Annotated in this window: 19 protein-coding genes; 9 read left to right on the top strand and 10 right to left on the bottom strand. The window is 64.4% G+C overall.

Annotation, left to right across the window (positions count from 1 at the left end):
• Positions 1-226 precede the first annotated feature (226 nt).
• Positions 227-697, bottom strand: a complete 471-nt coding sequence (locus tag IVB19_RS02205) for a Clp protease/crotonase-like domain-containing protein (RefSeq protein ID WP_018453000.1) — start codon at positions 695-697, stop codon at positions 227-229.
• Positions 698-990: 293 nt separating this feature from the next.
• Between IVB19_RS02205 and IVB19_RS02200 the strand changes: the two genes are divergently transcribed.
• The 4 genes from IVB19_RS02200 (at position 991) to IVB19_RS02185 (ending at position 4586) form a co-directional block, all read left to right on the top strand.
• Entirely contained in the window at positions 991-2649 is a 1659-nt protein-coding gene (locus IVB19_RS02200) for an FAD-binding dehydrogenase (RefSeq protein ID WP_026232436.1), read from the top strand.
• The gene (locus IVB19_RS02195; protein ID WP_204512766.1) at positions 2650-3570 is read left to right on the top strand and encodes an extracellular catalytic domain type 1 short-chain-length polyhydroxyalkanoate depolymerase; all 921 of its coding nucleotides are present in this window, start codon (positions 2650-2652) and stop codon (positions 3568-3570) included.
• Between the two features lie 133 nt (positions 3571-3703).
• A complete protein-coding gene (locus tag IVB19_RS02190; protein WP_007599359.1) occupies positions 3704-4054 on the top strand; it encodes a RidA family protein in 351 nt (116 codons plus the stop codon).
• Between the two features lie 166 nt (positions 4055-4220).
• Positions 4221-4586 (top strand): nuclear transport factor 2 family protein, encoded by a 366-nt coding sequence (locus IVB19_RS02185; protein WP_247820939.1) that lies wholly within the window; start codon positions 4221-4223, stop codon positions 4584-4586.
• A 72-nt stretch (positions 4587-4658) separates the two neighbouring features.
• On the opposite strand, the gene IVB19_RS02180 is transcribed toward IVB19_RS02185, so the two are convergent.
• Both IVB19_RS02180 and IVB19_RS02175 read right to left on the bottom strand, forming a co-directional pair.
• A complete protein-coding gene (locus IVB19_RS02180) occupies positions 4659-5579 on the bottom strand; it encodes an amino acid ABC transporter substrate-binding protein (protein ID WP_247820938.1) in 921 nt (306 codons plus the stop codon).
• A gap of 12 nt (positions 5580-5591) precedes the next feature.
• Complete coding sequence (locus IVB19_RS02175) at positions 5592-6887, bottom strand: dicarboxylate/amino acid:cation symporter (RefSeq protein WP_247820937.1); 1296 nt, start codon at positions 6885-6887, stop codon at positions 5592-5594.
• A gap of 207 nt (positions 6888-7094) precedes the next feature.
• Between IVB19_RS02175 and IVB19_RS02170 the strand changes: the two genes are divergently transcribed.
• Positions 7095-8096, top strand: coding sequence for an NADP-dependent oxidoreductase (locus IVB19_RS02170; RefSeq protein WP_247820936.1), 1002 nt, complete (start codon positions 7095-7097; stop codon positions 8094-8096).
• Between the two features lie 34 nt (positions 8097-8130).
• Here the strand turns inward: IVB19_RS02170 and IVB19_RS02165 are convergent, their stop codons facing one another.
• Positions 8131-8391: a hypothetical protein gene (locus tag IVB19_RS02165; RefSeq protein WP_231189770.1), complete on the bottom strand. Its 261-nt coding sequence runs from the start codon at positions 8389-8391 to the stop codon at positions 8131-8133.
• On the opposite strand from IVB19_RS02165, the gene IVB19_RS02160 reads away from it, so the two are divergent.
• The 3 genes from IVB19_RS02160 (at position 8390) to IVB19_RS02150 (ending at position 12096) form a co-directional block, all read left to right on the top strand.
• The gene (locus tag IVB19_RS02160; protein ID WP_247820935.1) at positions 8390-9079 is read left to right on the top strand and encodes a cysteine rich repeat-containing protein; all 690 of its coding nucleotides are present in this window, start codon (positions 8390-8392) and stop codon (positions 9077-9079) included. The genes IVB19_RS02165 and IVB19_RS02160 overlap by 2 nt on opposite strands.
• A gap of 267 nt (positions 9080-9346) precedes the next feature.
• Positions 9347-10486 (top strand): FAD-dependent monooxygenase, encoded by a 1140-nt coding sequence (locus tag IVB19_RS02155; RefSeq protein WP_247820934.1) that lies wholly within the window; start codon positions 9347-9349, stop codon positions 10484-10486.
• Entirely contained in the window at positions 10483-12096 is a 1614-nt protein-coding gene (locus IVB19_RS02150) for a benzoate-CoA ligase family protein (protein ID WP_247820933.1), read from the top strand. Before IVB19_RS02155 ends, IVB19_RS02150 begins: the two co-directional genes overlap by 4 nt.
• A gap of 20 nt (positions 12097-12116) precedes the next feature.
• On the opposite strand, the gene IVB19_RS02145 is transcribed toward IVB19_RS02150, so the two are convergent.
• A complete protein-coding gene (locus tag IVB19_RS02145) occupies positions 12117-12629 on the bottom strand; it encodes a MarR family winged helix-turn-helix transcriptional regulator (protein ID WP_247820932.1) in 513 nt (170 codons plus the stop codon).
• Positions 12619-13251, bottom strand: coding sequence for a maleylacetoacetate isomerase (maiA, locus tag IVB19_RS02140; protein ID WP_247820931.1), 633 nt, complete (start codon positions 13249-13251; stop codon positions 12619-12621). Before maiA ends, IVB19_RS02145 begins: the two co-directional genes overlap by 11 nt.
• Positions 13252-13341: 90 nt before the next feature.
• Here maiA and gtdA point away from each other — a divergent pair, with 90 nt between their 5' ends.
• Positions 13342-14382: a gentisate 1,2-dioxygenase gene (gene gtdA / locus IVB19_RS02135; protein ID WP_018452988.1), complete on the top strand. Its 1041-nt coding sequence runs from the start codon at positions 13342-13344 to the stop codon at positions 14380-14382.
• Positions 14383-14490: 108 nt separating this feature from the next.
• Here the strand turns inward: gtdA and IVB19_RS02130 are convergent, their stop codons facing one another.
• Genes IVB19_RS02130 through IVB19_RS02115 form a run of 4 tightly spaced genes read right to left on the bottom strand, consistent with a single transcriptional unit; the run spans position 14491 to position 18501 of the window.
• Positions 14491-15315, bottom strand: a complete 825-nt coding sequence (locus IVB19_RS02130; protein ID WP_018452987.1) for an ABC transporter permease — start codon at positions 15313-15315, stop codon at positions 14491-14493.
• The gene (locus tag IVB19_RS02125; RefSeq protein ID WP_085351608.1) at positions 15308-16081 is read right to left on the bottom strand and encodes an ABC transporter ATP-binding protein; all 774 of its coding nucleotides are present in this window, start codon (positions 16079-16081) and stop codon (positions 15308-15310) included. Before IVB19_RS02125 ends, IVB19_RS02130 begins: the two co-directional genes overlap by 8 nt.
• Positions 16082-16097: 16 nt before the next feature.
• The gene (locus IVB19_RS02120) at positions 16098-17102 is read right to left on the bottom strand and encodes an ABC transporter substrate-binding protein (protein ID WP_085351609.1); all 1005 of its coding nucleotides are present in this window, start codon (positions 17100-17102) and stop codon (positions 16098-16100) included.
• Positions 17103-17136: 34 nt separating this feature from the next.
• Positions 17137-18501, bottom strand: a complete 1365-nt coding sequence (locus IVB19_RS02115; protein WP_204512772.1) for an FAD-dependent oxidoreductase — start codon at positions 18499-18501, stop codon at positions 17137-17139.
• Positions 18502-18520 lie beyond the last annotated feature (19 nt).

Here is an 18520-nt window from a genome sequence, read left to right as displayed (position 1 = left end):
ACGGGGCCGGGCAAGCGCGGCGGGGGGCTGGAGAACTTGTGATACGGAGGTTCTCCGTCATGCCCGGGCTTGCGCGGCCGAAGCCGCTTCCGCGAGGCGAAGGCCCGGGCATCCACGTGATTTCTCGCCCGGGCCAAAAACGTGGATGGCCGGGACACAGGCGAGCGAAAGCGACGCCCGGCTATGACGAGAATTCAGGGTTGAACGGAAGCAACGACGGCGCGGCCTACCGCGACGATGGCTTGTTGGCCGAGGCCTGCGCGTCGAGGTAGCAAGGCTTGTACATAGCCTGGAGCTGCCGGCCCTTCAGGAAGAGCATATGCGGGGTGAGGCCGCCGCGCTGATTGATCCAGCGCTTCACCTGCGAGGGATACATCGCATAGAGCATCTGGGTCGCTTCGGTATTGGTGACGGCGCGGCCGTTGCTGCCGAAATCCCACGCGGCGTGGAAGCCCAGTGTGGCGTGCGACGTCACGCAGATGCGGTCAGGCGGGATGGCGCCGAGGACGATGGTGCAGGCAGAGGCGCAGAGACCGTCGATGATGACGGTATCGCCCGACTGTCGCAGGTCCTGGTATTTGTCGACGTAGGTTCCGATCCGGCCGCCGCGGTCATCCGCGATCCGAACCACCGCGTGAGAAGCGCCCATGCTCGCGATCAGGAGAACCGCCGCAAGCAACCCCGTCAGAAACTTCATTGGCCCCCGCCCCAGTCGAATTCGAATCTGTGTGTCAGGTGGTGATGCCCTGCTAGGGTCCGTCGTAACCGCGGTTTTGTCTAGGCATGCCGGCTCGCTCAAAACAAATTCAAATCCAGTGTTGCGCCGGCGCTGCACTCAGCCGGTCTTTTTCCCGAAGTGGAACAAGTTAACGATGTCTTACGCGCCGTCCTCTTGATCTCAGTTGCAACCGCCGGCTTCAATCCGGGCAACTACAGGGAGGAACCTGTGGAGGGCGAAACACATGGAGGGGGAAACATATGGCCGAACAGATGGCTGAAGAGACTGACGTCATCGTTGTCGGCGCAGGACTGTCGGGCCTGGTGGCCGCAACCGAGATCGCGGACGCCGGCAAGCGCGTAATCGTGGTCGACCAGGAGGGCGAGCAGTCGCTCGGCGGCCAGGCGTTCTGGTCGTTCGGCGGATTGTTCCTGGTCGATTCGCCGGAGCAGCGCCGGCTCGGCATCAAGGACTCCTTCGACCTCGCGATGCAGGACTGGCTCGGCACCGCCGGCTTCGACCGCGACGAGGATTTCTGGCCGCGGCAATGGGCCGACGCCTATGTGGCGTTCGCGGCCGGCGAGAAGCGTGCATGGCTGCGAGCGATGGGCCATCGCATTTTCCCCGTGGTCGGATGGGCCGAGCGCGGTGGTTATGACGCGATGGGCCACGGCAATTCGGTGCCGCGCTTTCATGTCACCTGGGGCACCGGGCCCGGCATCGTCGAGCCGTTCGAGCGCCGGGCGCGCGAGGCGGTCAGAAGCGGCCGGCTGAGCTTTCGGTTCCGCCATCGCGTCGATGCGCTCTCGATCACCAACGGTACGGTGGATGGCGTCGGCGGCGCCATTCTCGCCCCCGACAATGTCGAGCGCGGCAAGAGTTCGTCGCGCAATGTTGTCGGCGAGTTTGCGTTGAAGGCCCAAGCCGTGATCGTGGCGTCCGGCGGCATCGGCGGCAATCACGAGCTGGTGCGGCAGAACTGGCCGAAGCGACTCGGCGCGCCGCCGAAATTCATGATCTCCGGCGTGCCCGAGCATGTCGACGGCCGCATGATCGGCATCACCGAGAAAGCAGGCGCGCGGCTGATCAACCGCGACCGCATGTGGCATTATGTCGAAGGCATCCAGAACTGGTCACCGATCTGGCCGCGCCACGGCATCCGCATCCTGCCCGGCCCCTCCTCGATGTGGTTCGACGCCACCGGCACGCGCCTGCCGGCGCCGTTGTTTCCCGGCTCCGACACGCTCGGCCAGCTCCAATACATCATGTCCACCGGCTACGATTATTCCTGGTTCATCCTGACCCAGAGCATCATCAAGAAGGAGTTTGCGCTGTCGGGCTCGGAGCAGAATCCCGACCTCACCGGCAAGAGCTGGCGTATGACCATCAAGCGCGCCACCAACAAGGGCGCGCCGGCACCGGTGGAAGCGTTCAAAAGCCATGGTGTCGACTTCATCGTGCGCGACAAGATCGAGGATCTCGTTGCGGCCATGAACAAGCTGGCCGGCAGCGACCTCCTCAAGCTCGAGCACATCAGGATGCAGATCGAGGCGCGCGACCGAGAGATCGCCAACCCTTACGTCAAGGATGCGCAGGTGATGAACATTCACAATGCGCGGCGCTATATCGGCGACAGACTGATCCGCACCGCCTCCCCTCACCGCATCCTCGATCCCGCGCAAGGGCCGCTGATCGCGGTCAAGCTCAACATCCTCACCCGCAAGACGCTCGGCGGTTTCGAGACCGACCTCTCTTCGCGCGTGTTCGGCGAGGAGGGCAGCGTCATCCCCGGCCTCTATGCAGCCGGCGAAGCCGCCGGCTTCGGCGGCGGCGGCGTGCACGGCTATCGTTCGCTGGAAGGCACGTTCCTCGGCGGCTGCCTGTTCTCGGGCCGCAATGCGGGCCGGGCCGCGGCGAAGGCCGTGGGCTAGATGATGCGGCCGCGGCTGCGCATCGGGGCGTTTGTTGCGGCATTAGCCGCTGCCTCGGCTGCGTCCGCGGATACGATCGATATTGACGGTGTGAAGCGGTCCTACACTGTGCAACTGCCGTCGAAGCGGCTCGTGCCGCTCGTCGTCGTGCTGCACGGCAAGACGCAGCGCGGAGCCGACATGATGACGCGGACGGCGTGGCCGCAGGTCGCAAAGCGCGAAGGGTTTGCGGTGGTCTTTCCTGATGGCCTCAACCACGCATGGGCCGATGCGAGGACCAAGGCGGGACCGGCGCTCCGTGGCCCGCCCGCAGGCACCGACGACGTCGCCTTCATCGCAAAGCTCGTCGAGAAGCTGGTGGCGAACGGCACCGCCGATCCTCGCCGCGTCTATGTCACCGGCATCTCCAATGGCGGCGCCATGGCAATGACGCTGGTCTGCGCCCGCGCCGATCTGTTTGCTGCCGGCGCGAGCGTGAGCATGAACCTCACTGATGAGACCGCTGTCACGTGCCATCCGTCGCGGCCGTTGCCGATGCTGCTGATGAACGGCACCGCCGATCCGCTGGTCCCCTACGAAGGCGGCCGCGGATCGAGCTATTATGCCGCAGACAGTTTTTGGTCCACCGACGAGACGCTTGCGTTCTGGCGCAAGCTCAACGGCTGCGAGACCGATAATGCCGACATGACCGATTTGCCCGACAGGGCGCCAGCAGACCAGTCCACGGTGACGCGGATCTCCTCGCGCTGTCCTGAAGGGCACGACGTCGTGCTTTATCGCATCAATCAAGGCGGTCATCGCATGCCCGGATTTTCTCCGGATGCCCGCTTCCCGAAGGTCGCCGCCAGCTTGCTCGGGTCGCAGAACGGCGACATCGACGCAGCAGAAACGATCTGGACGTTCTTCGGCCAGTTTCCCTGAAGTGCAACTCAGGCATCGCCGATGACGCATGCGTGCCTGGCAACGCATGCGTGCCCGGCAACGCATGCGTGCCTGGGGTGGCACAGGGCAAGCCGCTGCGCTAGACAGGGCCGCCATTCAAAGGAGACCCCCAATGAGCATTCAGCGTCTTGAAACCGGCCCGCGCATGAGCCAGGTCGTCGTGCACGGTAACACAGTCTATCTCGCCGGTGTCGTCGCCAACAACGCCGCCGGCGAAAGCGTGACGAAGCAGACCCAGGACATTCTGGCGACTATCGATAGCCATCTCGCCAAGGCCGGCACCGACAAGTCCAAACTTCTTTCGGCCACGATCTACATCACCGACATGAAGACGTTTGGCGAGATGAACGCGGTGTGGGACGCCTGGGTCTCGCCCGGCAACACGCCGGCACGCGCCACCGTCGAAGCCAAGCTCGCGGCGGCACAATACACCGTCGAAATCATGGTCACGGCGGCCAAGTAAGTTCGCGACAAACATTTGCGCGCGCTTGTCGGCGCATGATCCGATCGGGAAACCGCTTCACACTTTCCCGCATCATGCGCATGACCTCCGAGGTAATCGATCAGCGCGCGCAAACCTTCGATAATCATGTCAGCCGAACGACACGGCGCCATCGAAGGAGACGACAATGACCGATCCCATCACCATCGCTCGCCGCTACATCGATCTCTGGAACGAACGTGCAGCTGACCGCCGGCGCGAACTGCTGAGCCAGAACTGGACGGCGGATGCGAGCTATGTCGATCCCCTGATGAAGGGCGACGGCCATGACGGCGTCGATGCGCTGATCGCAGGCGTGCAGCAGCGCTTCCCTGATTTCAAATTCAAGCTGATCGGCGAGCCCAACGGCGACGGCGACCATGTCCGCTTCAGTTGGGGCCTTGGTCCTGACGGCATCGACAGCCCGATCAAGGGGACGGATTTCGCCGTGCTGAAGGACGGCCGTATCAGGAGCATCACGGGATTTCTGGACCAGGTGCCCGCCGGCACGTGAGCGCGCGCTGCTCGTTGCTGCGCCCTCTCCCCCGGTAAGGGAGAGGGCACACTTTCGTTCGTCGCACAGGCGCTAGTTATTCGCGCTCGCGGAATCGTCCATCGCCTTGAAGGCTTCCTCCAGCTGCAGCGAGATCGGCACGTTCAGCCGTTCGCCGGTCGGAAGCCGTGCGGTGAACCATTTGTTGTAGAGCGGAACGAGGTCGTGGTTGGAGCCGAGCTTGCGGAAAGTGCGATCGACCACCGCCGCCAGTTGCGGTTCGCCCTTGCGGAACATGATGCCGTAGGGGTCGTAGGACAGGTAATCGCCGGTGACGCGGAACTTGTCCTGTGCCTTGTGACGCACGATCAGGCTGGACAGCAGGATGTCGTCGGTCGCGAACGCATCGGCCTTGCCGTCGACGAGCATCTGGTATGACTGTTCGTGATCGGCACCGACAACGATGTTCAGTCCCAACGATGACTTCTTGTCGGCCGCCTGGATCGCCTGCTCGTTGGTGGTGCCCTTCGTCACCACGACGGTCTTGCCCTTCAGATCAGTCAGTGACTGGACGCTGGACGCCTTCGGCACCATCAGCTTGGTGCCGGCGACGAACATCAGCGGCGAGAAGGCGACGCGCTTGCCGCGCTCGGCATTGGCCGTGGTCGAGCCGCATTCCAGGTCGATTTTGTTCTGGAGCACGGCGTCGATGCGGTCATCGGAGGTGACCTTGACGTAGGCGATCTTCAGATTGGGATCGTCGACCTCGACGCCGATCTCCTCGACAATAGCCTCGCAAAGCTCGAGGCTGTAGCCGATCGGCCGGTTGGCCTGGTCGAGGAAGGAGAACGGCGGCGAGCTCTCGCGATAGCCGAGGCGCACGGTGTGCGCGGTCTTGATCGCCGACAGCGTCGGGCTAAGCCCTTCGCTGCCACCGGTCTGGGCGGAGGCACCCGTGGCCAGCAGGCACGCTGCCAGCAACAGGCCGCCCGATATCGCCATTGAAAGGCGCATGATGCACTCCGATCAATGGCCGGCCATCGCAGGCACTTCGCCGGGGATCATGTTCCCCGGCACGGCATCGCCAGGTTCAAGCTCGTGCTCGGGCCCGAGCTCGCCTTCCCACTTGGCCACGACCGAGGTCGCGAGCGTGTTGCCGATCACGTTGGTGGCGCTGCGGCCCATGTCGAGGAAGGTGTCGATGCCCATGATCATCAACAGCCCCGCCTCGGGGATGCCGAACTGCGAGAGCGTCGAGGCGATCACCACGAGGGAGGCGCGCGGCACGCCGGCCACGCCCTTCGAGGTGATCATCAGCGTTGCCAGCATCGCGAGCTGGGTGCCGAGCGGCATGTCGATGTGATAGCTCTGCGCGATGAAGACGCTCGCGAAGGTGCAGTACATCATCGTGCCGTCGAGATTGAAGGAATAGCCGAGCGGCAGCACGAAGCTCGATATCCGCGACGAGGCGCCGAACTTGTTCAACCCCTCCAGAGTTTTCGGATACGCCGCTTCCGAGCTCGCGGTGGAGAACGCGATCATCAGCGGTTCGCGGATCAGCTTCAGCAGATGGGCGTAGCGCGGCCCGATCACGATGAAGCCCACGACCACCAGGATGCCCCACAGGAGCGCGAGCGAGAGATAGAAGCCACCCATGAAGACGATGAGCTTCCAGAGCACCAGCAGGCCGTTCTTGGCAACCGTCGCGGTGATGGCGGCCCAGACCGCGAACGGCGCGAACAGCATCACATAGCCCGTCACCTTGAGCATGATGTGGCCGATGTCGTCGATCAGCGCCAGGATCGGCTTGGAGCGCTCGGGCATCGAGCCCATCGCCACCGAGAAGAACACGGCGAAGATCACGATCTGCAGGATCTCGTTCTGCGCCATCGCATCCGCGATCGAGGTCGGGATCAGATGGGTCAGGAATTTTTCGATCGAGAAGGCGGAAACCGGCAGGCCGGTCGACTGCGCCTTGTCAGGCAGCGTACCCGGGAAATTCGCGCCGGGCTGGAGCAGATTGACCATCACCAGGCCGAGCATCAGCGAGACGAAAGAGGCGCTGACGAACCAGCCCATGGTCTTGGCGAAGATGCGGCCGAGCTTGGAGCCCGAGCCCATATGAGCAATGCCGCCGACCAGGGTCGCAAATACCAGCGGCGCGATGATCATCTTGATCAGGCGCAGGAAAATCACGGCGATCAGGTTGATGGACGAGGCCCAGTCGCCCCGTGTGTCGGGCAGGAAATTGTAGATCGCCGCGCCCATGATGATGCCCAGCACCATCGCCACCAGAATGAATTGCGTAAACCTGTTCGACATTGAACACCCCCGCTACACCGACCGCTTCATGATGTCGCAGATATGACGACTGCGCAACACGCTTGGCGTGCGATCGTCGGGCGGATGTTCCCGTTGCGAAACTGGCGCCCGCGATCTAGCCTTCATGCAGCGCACAACGAAAGCGGCTTGCACGTTTTTCTTGCGGCAGCTGCATCAATAATCGTCAAACGACCGAGGGGAAACATCATGAGCGGCAGCGTCAATCGTCAGATTCTTTTGGTGGAAAAGCCCAGCGGCAAGCTCGGTCCCGAGCACTTCAAGCTGGTCGAAGGTGCGGTGCCCGAGCCGAAGGACGGCGAGGCCTTGCTGCGCGTGCGTTACATCTCGCTCGACGCCGCCAACCGCGCCTGGATGCACGGCGCGACCTATCGTTCAGCGGTGGAGGCCAACAGCGTGATGGCCGGCGGCGCCATCGCCGAGGTCATCAGCTCGAAGGCGCCGGAGCTTGCGCCGGGCGACATCGTGTTCGGCGACACCGGCTGGCAGGAGTTGGCGACAGTGCCCGCCAAGCATCTCACCAAGATGCCGAAGCTCGAGCCGATGACGCATCTGCTCAGCGTGTTCGGCATTGCCGGCCTCACCGCCTATTTCGGCCTGCTGGAGATCGGCAAGCCCAGAGAGGGCGAGACGGTCGTGGTCTCCGCGGCCGCGGGCTCGGTCGGCTCGATCGTCGGGCAAATCGCGAAGATCAAGGGATGCCGGGTCATCGGCATCGCCGGCGGCGCCGACAAGTGCAGCTGGCTGACCTCCGAACTCGGCTTCGATGCCGTCGTCGACTACAAGGACGGCGCGGTGTTCAAGGCGTTGCGCGCGGCGGCTCCGAAGGGCATCGATGTCTATTTCGACAATGTCGGCGGCGACATTCTCGAAGCCTGCCTGCCGCAGATGAACAATTACGGCCGCATCGCCTGCTGCGGTGCGATCTCGCAATATGACGGCGCGCCCTCGGCACACGGCCCGCGCGGCGTGCCCGGCCTGATCGTGGTGAAGCGGCTCGTCATGCAAGGCTTCATCGTGATGGACTACATGAAAGAGAGTCAGCGAGCGCTCGCCGACCTCCAGGCCTGGGTCACATCCGGCAAGCTGAAGGTGCAGGAGGACATCATCGACGGCCTCGAGAACACGCCGAAGGCGCTGATCGGATTGCTGGCGGGCGAGAACCGCGGCAAGCGGATGATCAAGCTCTGACGACGTAGTTACGTCGCAATTGCAAAGCCAATATCTACTTGCGGTAGAGGTCGCGGCGGCCAATGATGTCGCGCGCGGCATCACCCGCGACGATTGTTTGCATCACATTTGAAAAAATTGTCGGCGTTGCCGACAGGGCAGGAATTACTCGGATGTTCAACACGTTGAAACATGCGTCGGCACGCGGGGCGTTGCTGGCGGCGGCTCTCTTCGCAACTGCAGCAGGCGCATTCGCACAAGCGCCGACCGAGGCGCAGAAGAGCGCGATCCGCTCCGCATGCCGCTCGGATTTCATGGCGCACTGCGCGAGCGTCACGCCCGGCGGCGTGGAAGCCTATCAATGCCTGCAGAAGAACATGTCCAGCCTGTCCTCGGGATGCCAAACCGCGGTTCGCGCCGTCGAGCCTGCTGCGGCGCCGAAGACCGAGGCTGCACCCAAAGAGGCTCCACCCAAGGCGGAGGCCGCGCCTGCCGCGCCGAAGGCTGAAACCGCCCCCGCCGCAAAGCCGGCATCTGGAGCAGCGCCGAAGGCCGCGGCAGCCAAACAGCCGAGCAGCGCGCAGGTCGCTGCCGTCAAGAGCGCGTGCCGCGCCGATTATCCCAAGGTGTGCGCCAGCGTGCCGCCAGGCGGCGCGCCTGCGCTCGAATGCCTCGAGAAGAACAAGGCAAAGGTTTCGCCGGCCTGCGAGAAGGCCGTGAGCGCCGCGGCCGGCGGCGGTGGCACGGCAGCAACGGCGGCACCTCCGGGCGCGGCTCCCGCGGCAGCGGCAGCACCGGCAGCCGCGCCCGCCGTGATCGCGTTGCGCCCGCTGCGGCCGCGCGAAGAGCTGTTCATCGTCCGCTCCGCCTGCGGTGCCGACATCCGCACGCTGTGCGCCGGCGTAGCGCCTGGCGGCGGCCGCATCGTGCAGTGCATCGCCAGCAACGCCGCGTCGCTGTCACCTGCCTGCAAGGACGTGCTGGCGCCGTTCGCGGCACGCTAGAGAAGCGTGCCATCCGGCGGTCCGCTGCACCACCGTGCTCGTGGGCGGCGTACGGGTGAAGCGCTGCGTCTGACGGGGCGGATGGCCAAGCCGCCACGGTTTGGCTATGCTTCGCAAGGTCACTGCTTCGGACACGCGCCAAACGCGCGTCCGGACGTGAGCTGTGGTGTGCCGCGCGGCTTGCCGATAATTCCGCTGGCGCGGGTGGCCGGAGCACATTAGTCTACCCCTAGATAGTAAGTATACTGTCAATTAGGGAGGCAGACGTTGCGGATCGCCGTGATTGGCGGGGGGCCCGGTGGGCTCTACTTCGCCTATCTCTGGAAGAAGCGTCACCCCGAGGATCAAGTCGACCTGTTCGAACAGAACCCGGCCGACGCGACCTGGGGCTTTGGCGTGGTGTTTTCTGATCAGGCCCTGGAATTCCTGCGCGCCGACGACCCCGAGACGGTCGACGCGATCGCGCCGCACATGGAGAGCTGGGAAAACATTACGCTGAACCTGAGCGGCGACAGCGTGGCCATCGACGGCGTCGGCTTCTCCTCGATCGGCCGGCTCGAGCTCTTGCGATTCCTGCAGCAGCGCGCGATTGATGCCGGCGTCACCCCGCGCTTTGACACGCCGATTCATGCGATCGATCAGCTCAACGGGCACGATCTGATCGTCGCTGCCGACGGGCTGAACTCGCTGGTGCGCCGCGCCTTCGAGGGCGATTTCGGCACCTCGCTGTCCTACTCCTCCAACAAGTTCGTCTGGTACGGCACCTCGAAGCGCTTCGACACGCTGTCGCAGACCTTTGTGAAGACCGACCGCGGCGCCTTCAACGCCCACCACTACCGCTACTCGCCGACCATGAGCACGTTCCTGGTCGAATGCGATCATGCGACGTGGCAGGCCTACGGTTTCGCCTACAAAGACGTGGAGCAGTCCAAAGGTGTCTGCGAGGAGGTGTTCGCCGACACGCTCGGCGGCCGCTCGCTGGTCTCCAACAAATCGGTCTGGCGCAACTTCCCCTGGGTCTGGAACGAGCACTGGTCGTTCAAGAACATGGTGCTGCTCGGTGACGCCCTGCACTCGGCGCATTTTTCGATCGGCTCGGGCACGCGGCTCGCGATCGAGGACGCCATTGCACTGGTCAAGGCGCTGGAATCGGACGCCCATCTCTCGACCGCCCTGCATCGCTACCAGGCCGCGCGAAAGCCGGTGGTGCAGAAGCTCGTCAATGCCGCGCGGACCAGCGCTTTCTGGTACGAGCACTTTGCTCAGCACATGCAGCAGGGCCTGATGGACTTTGCTTATAGCTACATCACCCGCTCCGGCCGCATCGACGACTCCCGCCTGCGCGCGATGTCGCCGGCCTTCATGGCGCGCTACGAAGCCGCCAAGAACGGTGGGGACGAGGCATGAGCCAGCAGATTCACGACCAGGTGCCCGCCGACTGCGCGGGCGCGCGCGAGATCGGCTTTTCCGTTCCGCAGGTCTACAATGCCAGCCGCGTGCTGTTCGACAATGTCGGCAAAGGCCACGGTGACAAGCTCGCGCTCATTGGCCCCGCGGGCACGCGCACCTACGCGGAGCTCTGCGCGGAAGCCGGGCGCTGGGGCAACGGCTTTGCCTCGCTTGGCCTCAAGCGCGGCGATCGCGTGCTGTTGTTCCTCGATGACACTCCGGCCTACCCGGCCGCGTTCTTCGGCGCGGTGCGCGCCGGCTTCGTGCCATTGCTGATCAACACGCTGACACCGCCGGATCTGCTGCAATTCTATCTCGCCGATTCCGGCGCGACTGTTGCGGTGGCGGACGCCGAGTTCTGTGCACGTTTCAACGCCGAGGCCTGCAAGGACACGGCCCTGCATACCCTGGTCGTCGTCAATGGCCCGGCGAGCGATCACGCCGCGCCGAACGCCGTTTCCGCCGCCGGCTGGCTCCCCCAGTTTCCGACTGAGCTCGCGGAAGCCGACACGCATCGCAACGAGATGGCGTTCTGGATGTATTCGTCCGGATCGACCGGCCGCCCCAAGGGCATCGTGCATCTCCAGCACGACATGGCCTATAGCGAAGCCGCCTTTGCGCAGAACGTCTTGAAGCTGACGCCGGATGACATCTGCTTCTCGGTGCCAAAAATCTTCTTCGCCTATGGCTTCGGCAACGCGATCACCTTCCCGTTCTCGGCGGGCGCGACGACACTGCTGTTGCCAGGCCAGCCGAAGCCCGCGGCAATCTTTTCGGCGGTCGAGCAGTACAGGCCGACGGTCTTCTTCGGCCTGCCGACGCTTTATACATCGCTGACCAAGGCCGAGGGCGCGAACAAGACCGACTTCTCCTCACTGCGCATGGCGCTCTCGGCCGCCGAGGTGCTCTCGGCCGACGTCTTCAACGGCTGGAAGACGCTAACCGGTCTCGAGATCGTGGAAGGCCTCGGCTCGACCGAGGTGCTGCACATCTATCTCTCCAACCGCCCCGAGCGGAAGAAGCTCGGCGCCGCCGGCCTGCGCGTGCCCGGCTATGAGGTCGCGCTGCGCGACAAGGACGGCCGCGATGTCGCCGACGACGAGGAAGGCATCTTGTGGGTGCGCGGCGATTCCAACACGCCGCTGTACTGGAACCGGCCGGACAAATCCGCCGAGACCATCCGCGAAGGCGGCTGGATCTACACCGGCGACCGCTTCGTCCGCGATGGCGATGGCTTTCACTTCTTCCGCGGCCGCGCCGACGATCTCATCAAGATCTCCGGCCAATGGGTCTACCCGCTCGAGGTTGAGCTTTGCCTCGCCGACCACCCGGACATCCGCGAATGCGCGGTGTTCGCCGCCGAGCTGCCGGACCGGCGCATGACGCTTAAGGCAGTGGTGGTGATGAACACCCGCGCGGCGGATCAAAGCGAAACGACCCGGCGGCTGCAGGATTACGTGAAGGGCAAACTGCTTCCCTACAAATATCCGCGCGAGGTGATCTTCATCGACGAGCTGCCGAAGACCGGCACGGGGAAGATCGACCGGCAGGCGTTGTTGCGGATGTGAACCTCCGCTGTCATCCAGGATTAAGGCGCCTTCCCCATATGCTCCAGCGCGTCCTCCGCCCGCAGCGGCACTCGTGACGCCTCGTTGTTGAGATCGACGAGCTGCGCCAGGAGCCCCATAAGCGCCTTGCGGTCCGCTGGCTTGAGCGGCTCGAGCATCCGCGCCTGGGCGCGTTCGACGGCGGGAATGATGTCGCGCAGGATCGCCGCGCCTGATTTGGTCAAATAGAGCAGCTTGATCCGCTTGTCTTCCGGCGCCGGCCTGCGCTCGACGAAATCCTTGGCCCGAAGCCGCTCGATCACACTGCCCAGCGTGGAGCGGTCGAAGGCGATCACTGCGGACAATCGCGTCGCGTCGATGCCGGGGTGGGTATGGATCGCGATCAGCGCCGCGTATTGCACCGGCGTGAGGTCGAACGCCTTGCATTCCTCCATGAAGATCGAGACCGCGATCTGCTGCATGCGCCGGAACAGATAGCCCGGCGCCGCATAGACCGCGTCTATCGTGATCGGAGGCGCAGGCTTACTCGGCATCGGGCTGCTTCTCCGGCGCGGCGTTGACGAACGCCGGCAGCGCCTTGGCCGCAGCTTCCGCCTTCAGCAGACGCGGATAGGCGGAGACGTCGACGCCGAAGCGGCGCGCATTGGCGAGCTGCGGCACCAGGCAGAGATCGGCGAGCGTCGGCGCATTCCCGAAGCAGAACGGGCCCGGCTCGCTTCTGATCAGCGTCTCGCACGCCGCGAGCCCCTCGCGGTTGACCCAGGCCGCCCAGTTCTGAACCTTCTCCTCGGCAAGGCCGAGCTCGCGCAGCCGCGCCAGCACCTTCAAGTTCTGCACGGGGTGAGTGTCGCAGGCGATCGCCAGCGCGAACGCCCTCACCTTGACGCGCTGCAACGCATCCCTCGGCAACAGGCGCGGGTTGGGATGGGTCTCGTCGAGCCATTCGATGATGGCGACCGATTGGGTCAGCACTGCGCCCGCATCGTTCTCCAGCGCCGGCACCAGGCCCTGCGGATTGATGGCGAGATAGGCTGGCGCACATTGCTCGCCCTTGCGAAGATGATGCGGCAGGTGCTCGGCACCGAGGCCCTTGAGGTTCAGCGCGATGCGTACCCGGTAGGCGGCGCTGGAGCGGAAATAGCCGTGCAGCTTCATCGGAACCCTCCCGTTTCGTTCTTGTTCGCACGTTGACGCTACCCAGATCGTAAGTATACTGTCAATCAACAAAGCGACGGGAGCCGCACCATGGAAGCCGTGACCAAGACGCCGGAACGCGAGGCGTTCTACAAGAAGATCGACGGCGAGAATCTCACCGCGCTCTGGACGGTCATGAGCGATTTGATCACGCCGGAGCCGAAGAGCGCCTGCCGGCCGCATCTGTGGAAGTTCGACATCATCCGCGACTACATGACCGAAGCCGGCAAGCTGATCACGGCGAAAGAGGCCGAGCGGCGCGTGCTAGTTCTGGAAAACCCCGGCCTGCGCGGACAGTCGAAAATCACCACGTCGCTCTATGCCGGCGTGCAGATGGTGGTGCCCGGCGACGTCGCGCCCGCGCACCGGCACAGCCAATCGGCACTGCGCTTCGTGCTCGAAGGCAAGGGCGCCCACACCGCCGTGGACGGCGAGCGCACCGCGATGGAGCCCGGCGACTTCATCATCACGCCGTCGATGACCTGGCACGATCATTCCAACGAGACCGACCAGCCGATGTTCTGGCTCGACGGTCTCGACATTCCGCTGGTGCAATTCTTCGACTGCTCTTTCGCGGAAGGCTCCAACGAGGATCAGCAGAAGATTACAAGGCCCGCCGGCGACAGCTTTGCACGCTACGGCCACAATCTGCTGCCGGTCGACGTGAAGCGGAGCTCGAAGACTTCCCCGATCTTCAGCTATCCCTATGCCTACACGCGCGAGGCACTGGAGAAGGCTCGCGCGAGCCAGGAGTGGGATGCCTGTCACGGGCTGAAGCTGAAATTCAGCAACCCCGAGACCGGCGACTTCGCGATGCCGACCATCGGCACGTTCATCCAGCTGCTGCCGAAGGGCTTCAAGACCGCGCGCTATCGCGCGACGGACGCGACGGTGTTCTGTCCGATCGAGGGCCACGGCCGTACCCGCATCGGGGATGCGACGTTCGAATGGGGCCCGCGCGATTTGTTCGTGGTGCCGAGCTGGCAATGGGTCACGCACGAGGCTGATATGGATGCGGTGCTGTTCAGCTTCTCGGATCGCCCCGTGCAGCAGAAGCTGGATTTGTTCCGGGAGGATCGCGGGAATGCGTGAGGTACGCTGCTGGTAGCATCGTCATTGCGAGCGCAGCGAAGCAATCCAGAATCTTTCCGCGGCGACAGTCTGGATTGCTTCGCTGCGCTCGCAATGACGGAGTAAACCTCACCGCCAGTGCAACAGCCGCGTCTCCAGCCAGTTGATCACCCTCCCCACCATCAACCCAAACACCGACAAAATCACCACGCCCGCGAGCAGCTGATCCGTCTGCATCAAATTGCCAGCCTGCAGCACGAACGCGCCGATGCCGTACTGCGCGCCGATCATCTCGGCGCTCACGACGAGCAGCAGCGCCACCGACGAGGTGATGCGGAAGCCGGCGAGGATCGCGGGCAGCGCGCCCGGCCAGACCACCTTGCGCACGATGGTGGCGAACGGAACGTTGAAGCTCTGCGCCATGCGGATGAGGTTGCGCGGCACCGCGTCGACGCCGCTATAGACCGAGATCGCGGTCGAGAAGAACACCCCGAGCGCAATGGTCGCGATCTTCGGCTCTTCACCGATGCCGAGCCAGAGGATCAACAGCGGCAGCAGCGCGATCTTCGGGATCGGGAACAGCGCCGAGATGAAGGTGATGCCGACGCTGCGCGCCAGACGCGACAGGCCGATGGCAAAGCCAACCGCGACACCGGCCGCCGTGCCGAGCAGCCAGCCGACACCGATGCGCAGGAGCGACGCGGAAAGGTGCTGCCACAGCGCACCCGAGATCGCGAGCTGGTAGATCGCCCGCGCGATCGCCGATGGCGGTGGCAGGAATAGCGGATTGACCAGGCCGGTGCTGCCGGCGGCCTGCCAGATCGCAATGACCAGCGCGAGCGCGATCCAGCCGCCGAAACGGCTGCTCGCCGGCACGAAGCCGGCGCCGCGAAAGCGGACGCGCCGGACCGCTTCATCCTTCGTCGATGTTCCCGCCGGAGCGCGATCAAGCATGCTGGACCTCGCGCTCGGCATCGATCGCCTCGTTGCGGATCAGCGACCAGATCTGGTTCTGAAGCGCGAGCAGCTTTTCACGGGCTGCAATGTCACCGCGCTCAGTGCGCGTCATCGGCACGCTCACGACCTCGCGAATACGGCCAGGGCGCCGCGACAGCACCACGATGCGGTCGGCAAGCCTCGCCGCCTCTTCGAGATTATGCGTGACATACACGGCGCCCATGCCGCCATCGGCGAGCAGCCGGACGAAATCCTCCATCAGCAGTTCGCGGGTCTGCGAATCCAACGCCGACAATGGCTCGTCCATCAGGAGAATGGCCGGCCTGACCGCGAGCGCGCGCGAAATGCCGACGCGCTGGCGCATGCCGCCGGAAAGCTGCTTTGGATAGGTTTTGCGAAAATCGGTCAGGCCGGTGCGGCGCAAGGCGTCCTCGACCAGCGCGCGGCGCTGCACGGCCGAGAGCTGGGTGTGCAGCAGCGGGAATTCGACGTTCTCCTCCACATTCGCCCAGGGCAGCAGCGCAAAGTCCTGGAACACGAAGGTGAGCGGATTGAGGCTGTCCGCCGGCGGCGATCCACGCAGCTCGGGCGCGCCGGAGGTCGGCAGCAACAGCCCGCCGAGGATCGACAGCAACGTGCTCTTGCCGCAGCCCGACGGCCCCACGATCGCCACCACCTCGCCCGCGCTGACGGTGAACGAGACGTCGTCGAGCACGGCGAGATCGCCGAAGCGATGGGTGATGTGGTTGGCGATCAGGTCCATGGACTGCGTTCTACTCTCAATCCGCCTTCACGAATTCCTTGGCGATGATCGCATTCGCGTCGAAGCCCTTGTCGGCAAAACCCTGCTCCTGGAGCCATTTGATCTGGTTGTCGACGTTCTTCACATCCAGCTTGCCGTCGGGATCGATATAGGCGCAGTTGCCGACCACCTGCTCGACCGGGAGGTTCGTATATTTGGCGATGATCTCCAGCAGCGGCTTTGTCTTGTCATTGATCGGCGCGACACCGTCCTTCATCGCGGCGAGGATGACGTCGTGATATTCGCGGTCGGCCTTTGCCAAGGCGCCGAGCAGCTTCGTCACCAGCACCTTGTTGGTCAGCGTCTTCGGTGAGGCGAACACCGCGCCCAATTGCCAGGGTGTCTCGTCGCCGACCCAGCCGAGAAACTTCGCACCACCGTCGTCCATCAGCTTTCGCGCGGTGGAGATCGGCAGCAGCGCTGCATCCACGGTCTCGCCCTTCAGCGCGGCCGCCGCATTCGACAGCGATTGCAGCGGCACAATCTTCACGTCGGCGAGCTTGAAACCGTATTTGTCGGCAAGCAGGCCGAGCGAATAGTGAAAGGAGGAGCCAACCTGCGTCATCGCCACGCGCTTGCCCGCGAGGTCCTTCGGCGTCTTCAGGCCGCTCGCATAGGCGTTGTTGCTGGCGAAATAGCCGATCAGGGGATAGCCGGCCTTCTCGCGGCTCATGCCGCCGATCACCTTGAGCACGCCCTTGCCGGCGAGATTGTAAAGACCTGCGGTGAAGGCGGTGACGCCGAAATCGATGTCGCCCGAGGTCGTCGCCACCGCGATCGGCTGCGCCGCATCAAAGAATTTCAGCTCGACGTCGAGGCCGGCCTCGCGGAAATAGCCCTTGTCCTGCGCGATGAACACCGGCGCGGAGGAGGATAGCCTGAGCACGCCGATCCTGGCCTTCAGCGCGCCCTCGGCTCGGGCCGTGCCCATCGCTGTGATCGCCATCAGGCCAGCTAGCGCGAGCCGCACAATCCCGATCATTTCGTTTCCTCCGCCGTCGATATCTTGCAGTCGGTTACAGGCCTTCAGGCACGGGCTGGTCCCGTCCGATAAAGGCGCCCTGTTGTTTCAACGTTTCCTGCAGCTTTTCAACGGGGATGTCACGCGGGATCCGGTTTCCGGAGAGCGCCAGCGCTGCCGCGGAACCGGCCGCCTCCCCCATCACGAAACAGGCACCCGAGACCCGGGCCGCCGATTGGCCCTCATGGGTCATCGAGGCGCAGCGGCCGGCGACCAGCAGATTATCGACGCCTTCGGGCACCAGCATGCGGTAAGGCAGCTCGTTATAGCCGCGCGATTCCGGGATCGGCGGGAAGGTGAAGACGACGTCGCCGGGGACATGGGCCTCGATCGGCCAGCCATTGACCCCGATGGAATCCTCGAACGAAGCGCAGCCGAGCACGTCCTCGCCGCTGAGCTGATAGCCGCCCGTGATGCGGCGGGTTTCGCGGATGCCGAGCTGCGGCGGCAGGTCGACGATGTAGGATTTTTCAAAGCCCGGCACGGTGCGCAGGAATTCGAACGCAGCCAGCGCCTGCTTGCGGCCCTCGATCTCGCCGCGGGTGAGATCATCAGGCTCGATGCCGTTGATGGCATGGCCGTCCTCGCGCGCCACTTGCGTAAAATTCACCCGCCATTCGATGCCGGACTTCTGCGGCCGCACGATCGCGCTCTTGCGCGGGAATGTGTGGGTGCCGGCGGCGGTGGCCTGCTCCATCAATTGCGGAATGGTCCGCCAGGCTTCGCCTGCCCTCTCCGGGTCGATGTTGTTGAGACGGAGCATCATCGAGGGATACATCGGATGACCGTGCTCGTCGCCGAATTCGAACGGCGCGCCGGCCCAAACCGCGAGATCGCCGTCGCCGGAGCAATCGATGAAGATCTCCGATCGCACCGCCTGCCGGCCGGCCTTGGTCTCGACCATCAGCGCATCGATGCGGCGGTTATCGCCCATCACCACACCGGCACCAAGCGCGTGGAAAAGGATGTGCACCTTGTGACTGGCGAGCAGTTGGTCGGCCGCGATCTTGTAGGCGGCGGTGTCGTAGGCCTGGGCGAAGACCTTGCCGAGAATCAGATGCGGCGCGTTGAGGCCGTTCAAGCGATCGATCCGCGCCAGCAACTCCGACGCCATGCCCTGCACCAGCCGGTGGGCCTCGCCGTGGACATTGCCGTGCAGGCCGCAGAAATTGGTGACGCCTGCGGCGGTGCCCATGCCGCCAAGGAAGCCGTACCGCTCGATCAGCAGCGTCTTCCGTCCCGCGCGTGCGCTTGAGGCCGCCGCCACGATGCCGGCCGGACCGCCGCCGAGGACGACGACTTCATATTCGCCGTAAAGCGGCACCTGGCGCGCCGGTTCTTCGATCGTCATGGCCTGCATGGCGCGTCCTGTCCCTGAA

Source organism: Bradyrhizobium sp. 187 (assembly GCF_023101005.1).
Taxonomy (GTDB): Bacteria; Pseudomonadota; Alphaproteobacteria; order Rhizobiales; family Xanthobacteraceae; genus Bradyrhizobium; species Bradyrhizobium canariense_D.
Note: the sequence above shows the minus strand (reverse complement) of the source record. Positions and strands in the feature narration are given on the sequence as shown.

Bases quoted from the DNA above. Each gene is read 5' to 3' on its own strand.
- IVB19_RS02205 (WP_018453000.1), bottom strand. From the start codon at position 697: ATGAAGTTTCTGACGGGGTTGCTTGCGGCGGTTCTCCTGATCGCGAGC.
- IVB19_RS02200 (WP_026232436.1), top strand. From the start codon at position 991: ATGGCTGAAGAGACTGACGTCATCGTTGTCGGCGCAGGACTGTCGGGC.
- IVB19_RS02195 (WP_204512766.1), top strand. From the start codon at position 2,650: ATGATGCGGCCGCGGCTGCGCATCGGGGCGTTTGTTGCGGCATTAGCC.
- IVB19_RS02190 (WP_007599359.1), top strand. From the start codon at position 3,704: ATGAGCATTCAGCGTCTTGAAACCGGCCCGCGCATGAGCCAGGTCGTC.
- IVB19_RS02185 (WP_247820939.1), top strand. From the start codon at position 4,221: ATGACCGATCCCATCACCATCGCTCGCCGCTACATCGATCTCTGGAAC.
- IVB19_RS02180 (WP_247820938.1), bottom strand. From the start codon at position 5,579: ATGCGCCTTTCAATGGCGATATCGGGCGGCCTGTTGCTGGCAGCGTGC.
- IVB19_RS02175 (WP_247820937.1), bottom strand. From the start codon at position 6,887: ATGTCGAACAGGTTTACGCAATTCATTCTGGTGGCGATGGTGCTGGGC.
- IVB19_RS02170 (WP_247820936.1), top strand. From the start codon at position 7,095: ATGAGCGGCAGCGTCAATCGTCAGATTCTTTTGGTGGAAAAGCCCAGC.
- IVB19_RS02160 (WP_247820935.1), top strand. From the start codon at position 8,390: ATGGCGCACTGCGCGAGCGTCACGCCCGGCGGCGTGGAAGCCTATCAA.
- IVB19_RS02165 (WP_231189770.1), bottom strand. From the start codon at position 8,391: ATGAAATCCGAGCGGCATGCGGAGCGGATCGCGCTCTTCTGCGCCTCG.
- IVB19_RS02150 (WP_247820933.1), top strand. From the start codon at position 10,483: ATGAGCCAGCAGATTCACGACCAGGTGCCCGCCGACTGCGCGGGCGCG.
- IVB19_RS02145 (WP_247820932.1), bottom strand. From the start codon at position 12,629: ATGCCGAGTAAGCCTGCGCCTCCGATCACGATAGACGCGGTCTATGCG.
- maiA (WP_247820931.1), bottom strand. From the start codon at position 13,251: ATGAAGCTGCACGGCTATTTCCGCTCCAGCGCCGCCTACCGGGTACGC.
- gtdA (WP_018452988.1), top strand. From the start codon at position 13,342: ATGGAAGCCGTGACCAAGACGCCGGAACGCGAGGCGTTCTACAAGAAG.
- IVB19_RS02130 (WP_018452987.1), bottom strand. From the start codon at position 15,315: ATGCTTGATCGCGCTCCGGCGGGAACATCGACGAAGGATGAAGCGGTC.
- IVB19_RS02125 (WP_085351608.1), bottom strand. From the start codon at position 16,081: ATGGACCTGATCGCCAACCACATCACCCATCGCTTCGGCGATCTCGCC.
- IVB19_RS02120 (WP_085351609.1), bottom strand. From the start codon at position 17,102: ATGATCGGGATTGTGCGGCTCGCGCTAGCTGGCCTGATGGCGATCACA.
- IVB19_RS02115 (WP_204512772.1), bottom strand. From the start codon at position 18,501: ATGCAGGCCATGACGATCGAAGAACCGGCGCGCCAGGTGCCGCTTTAC.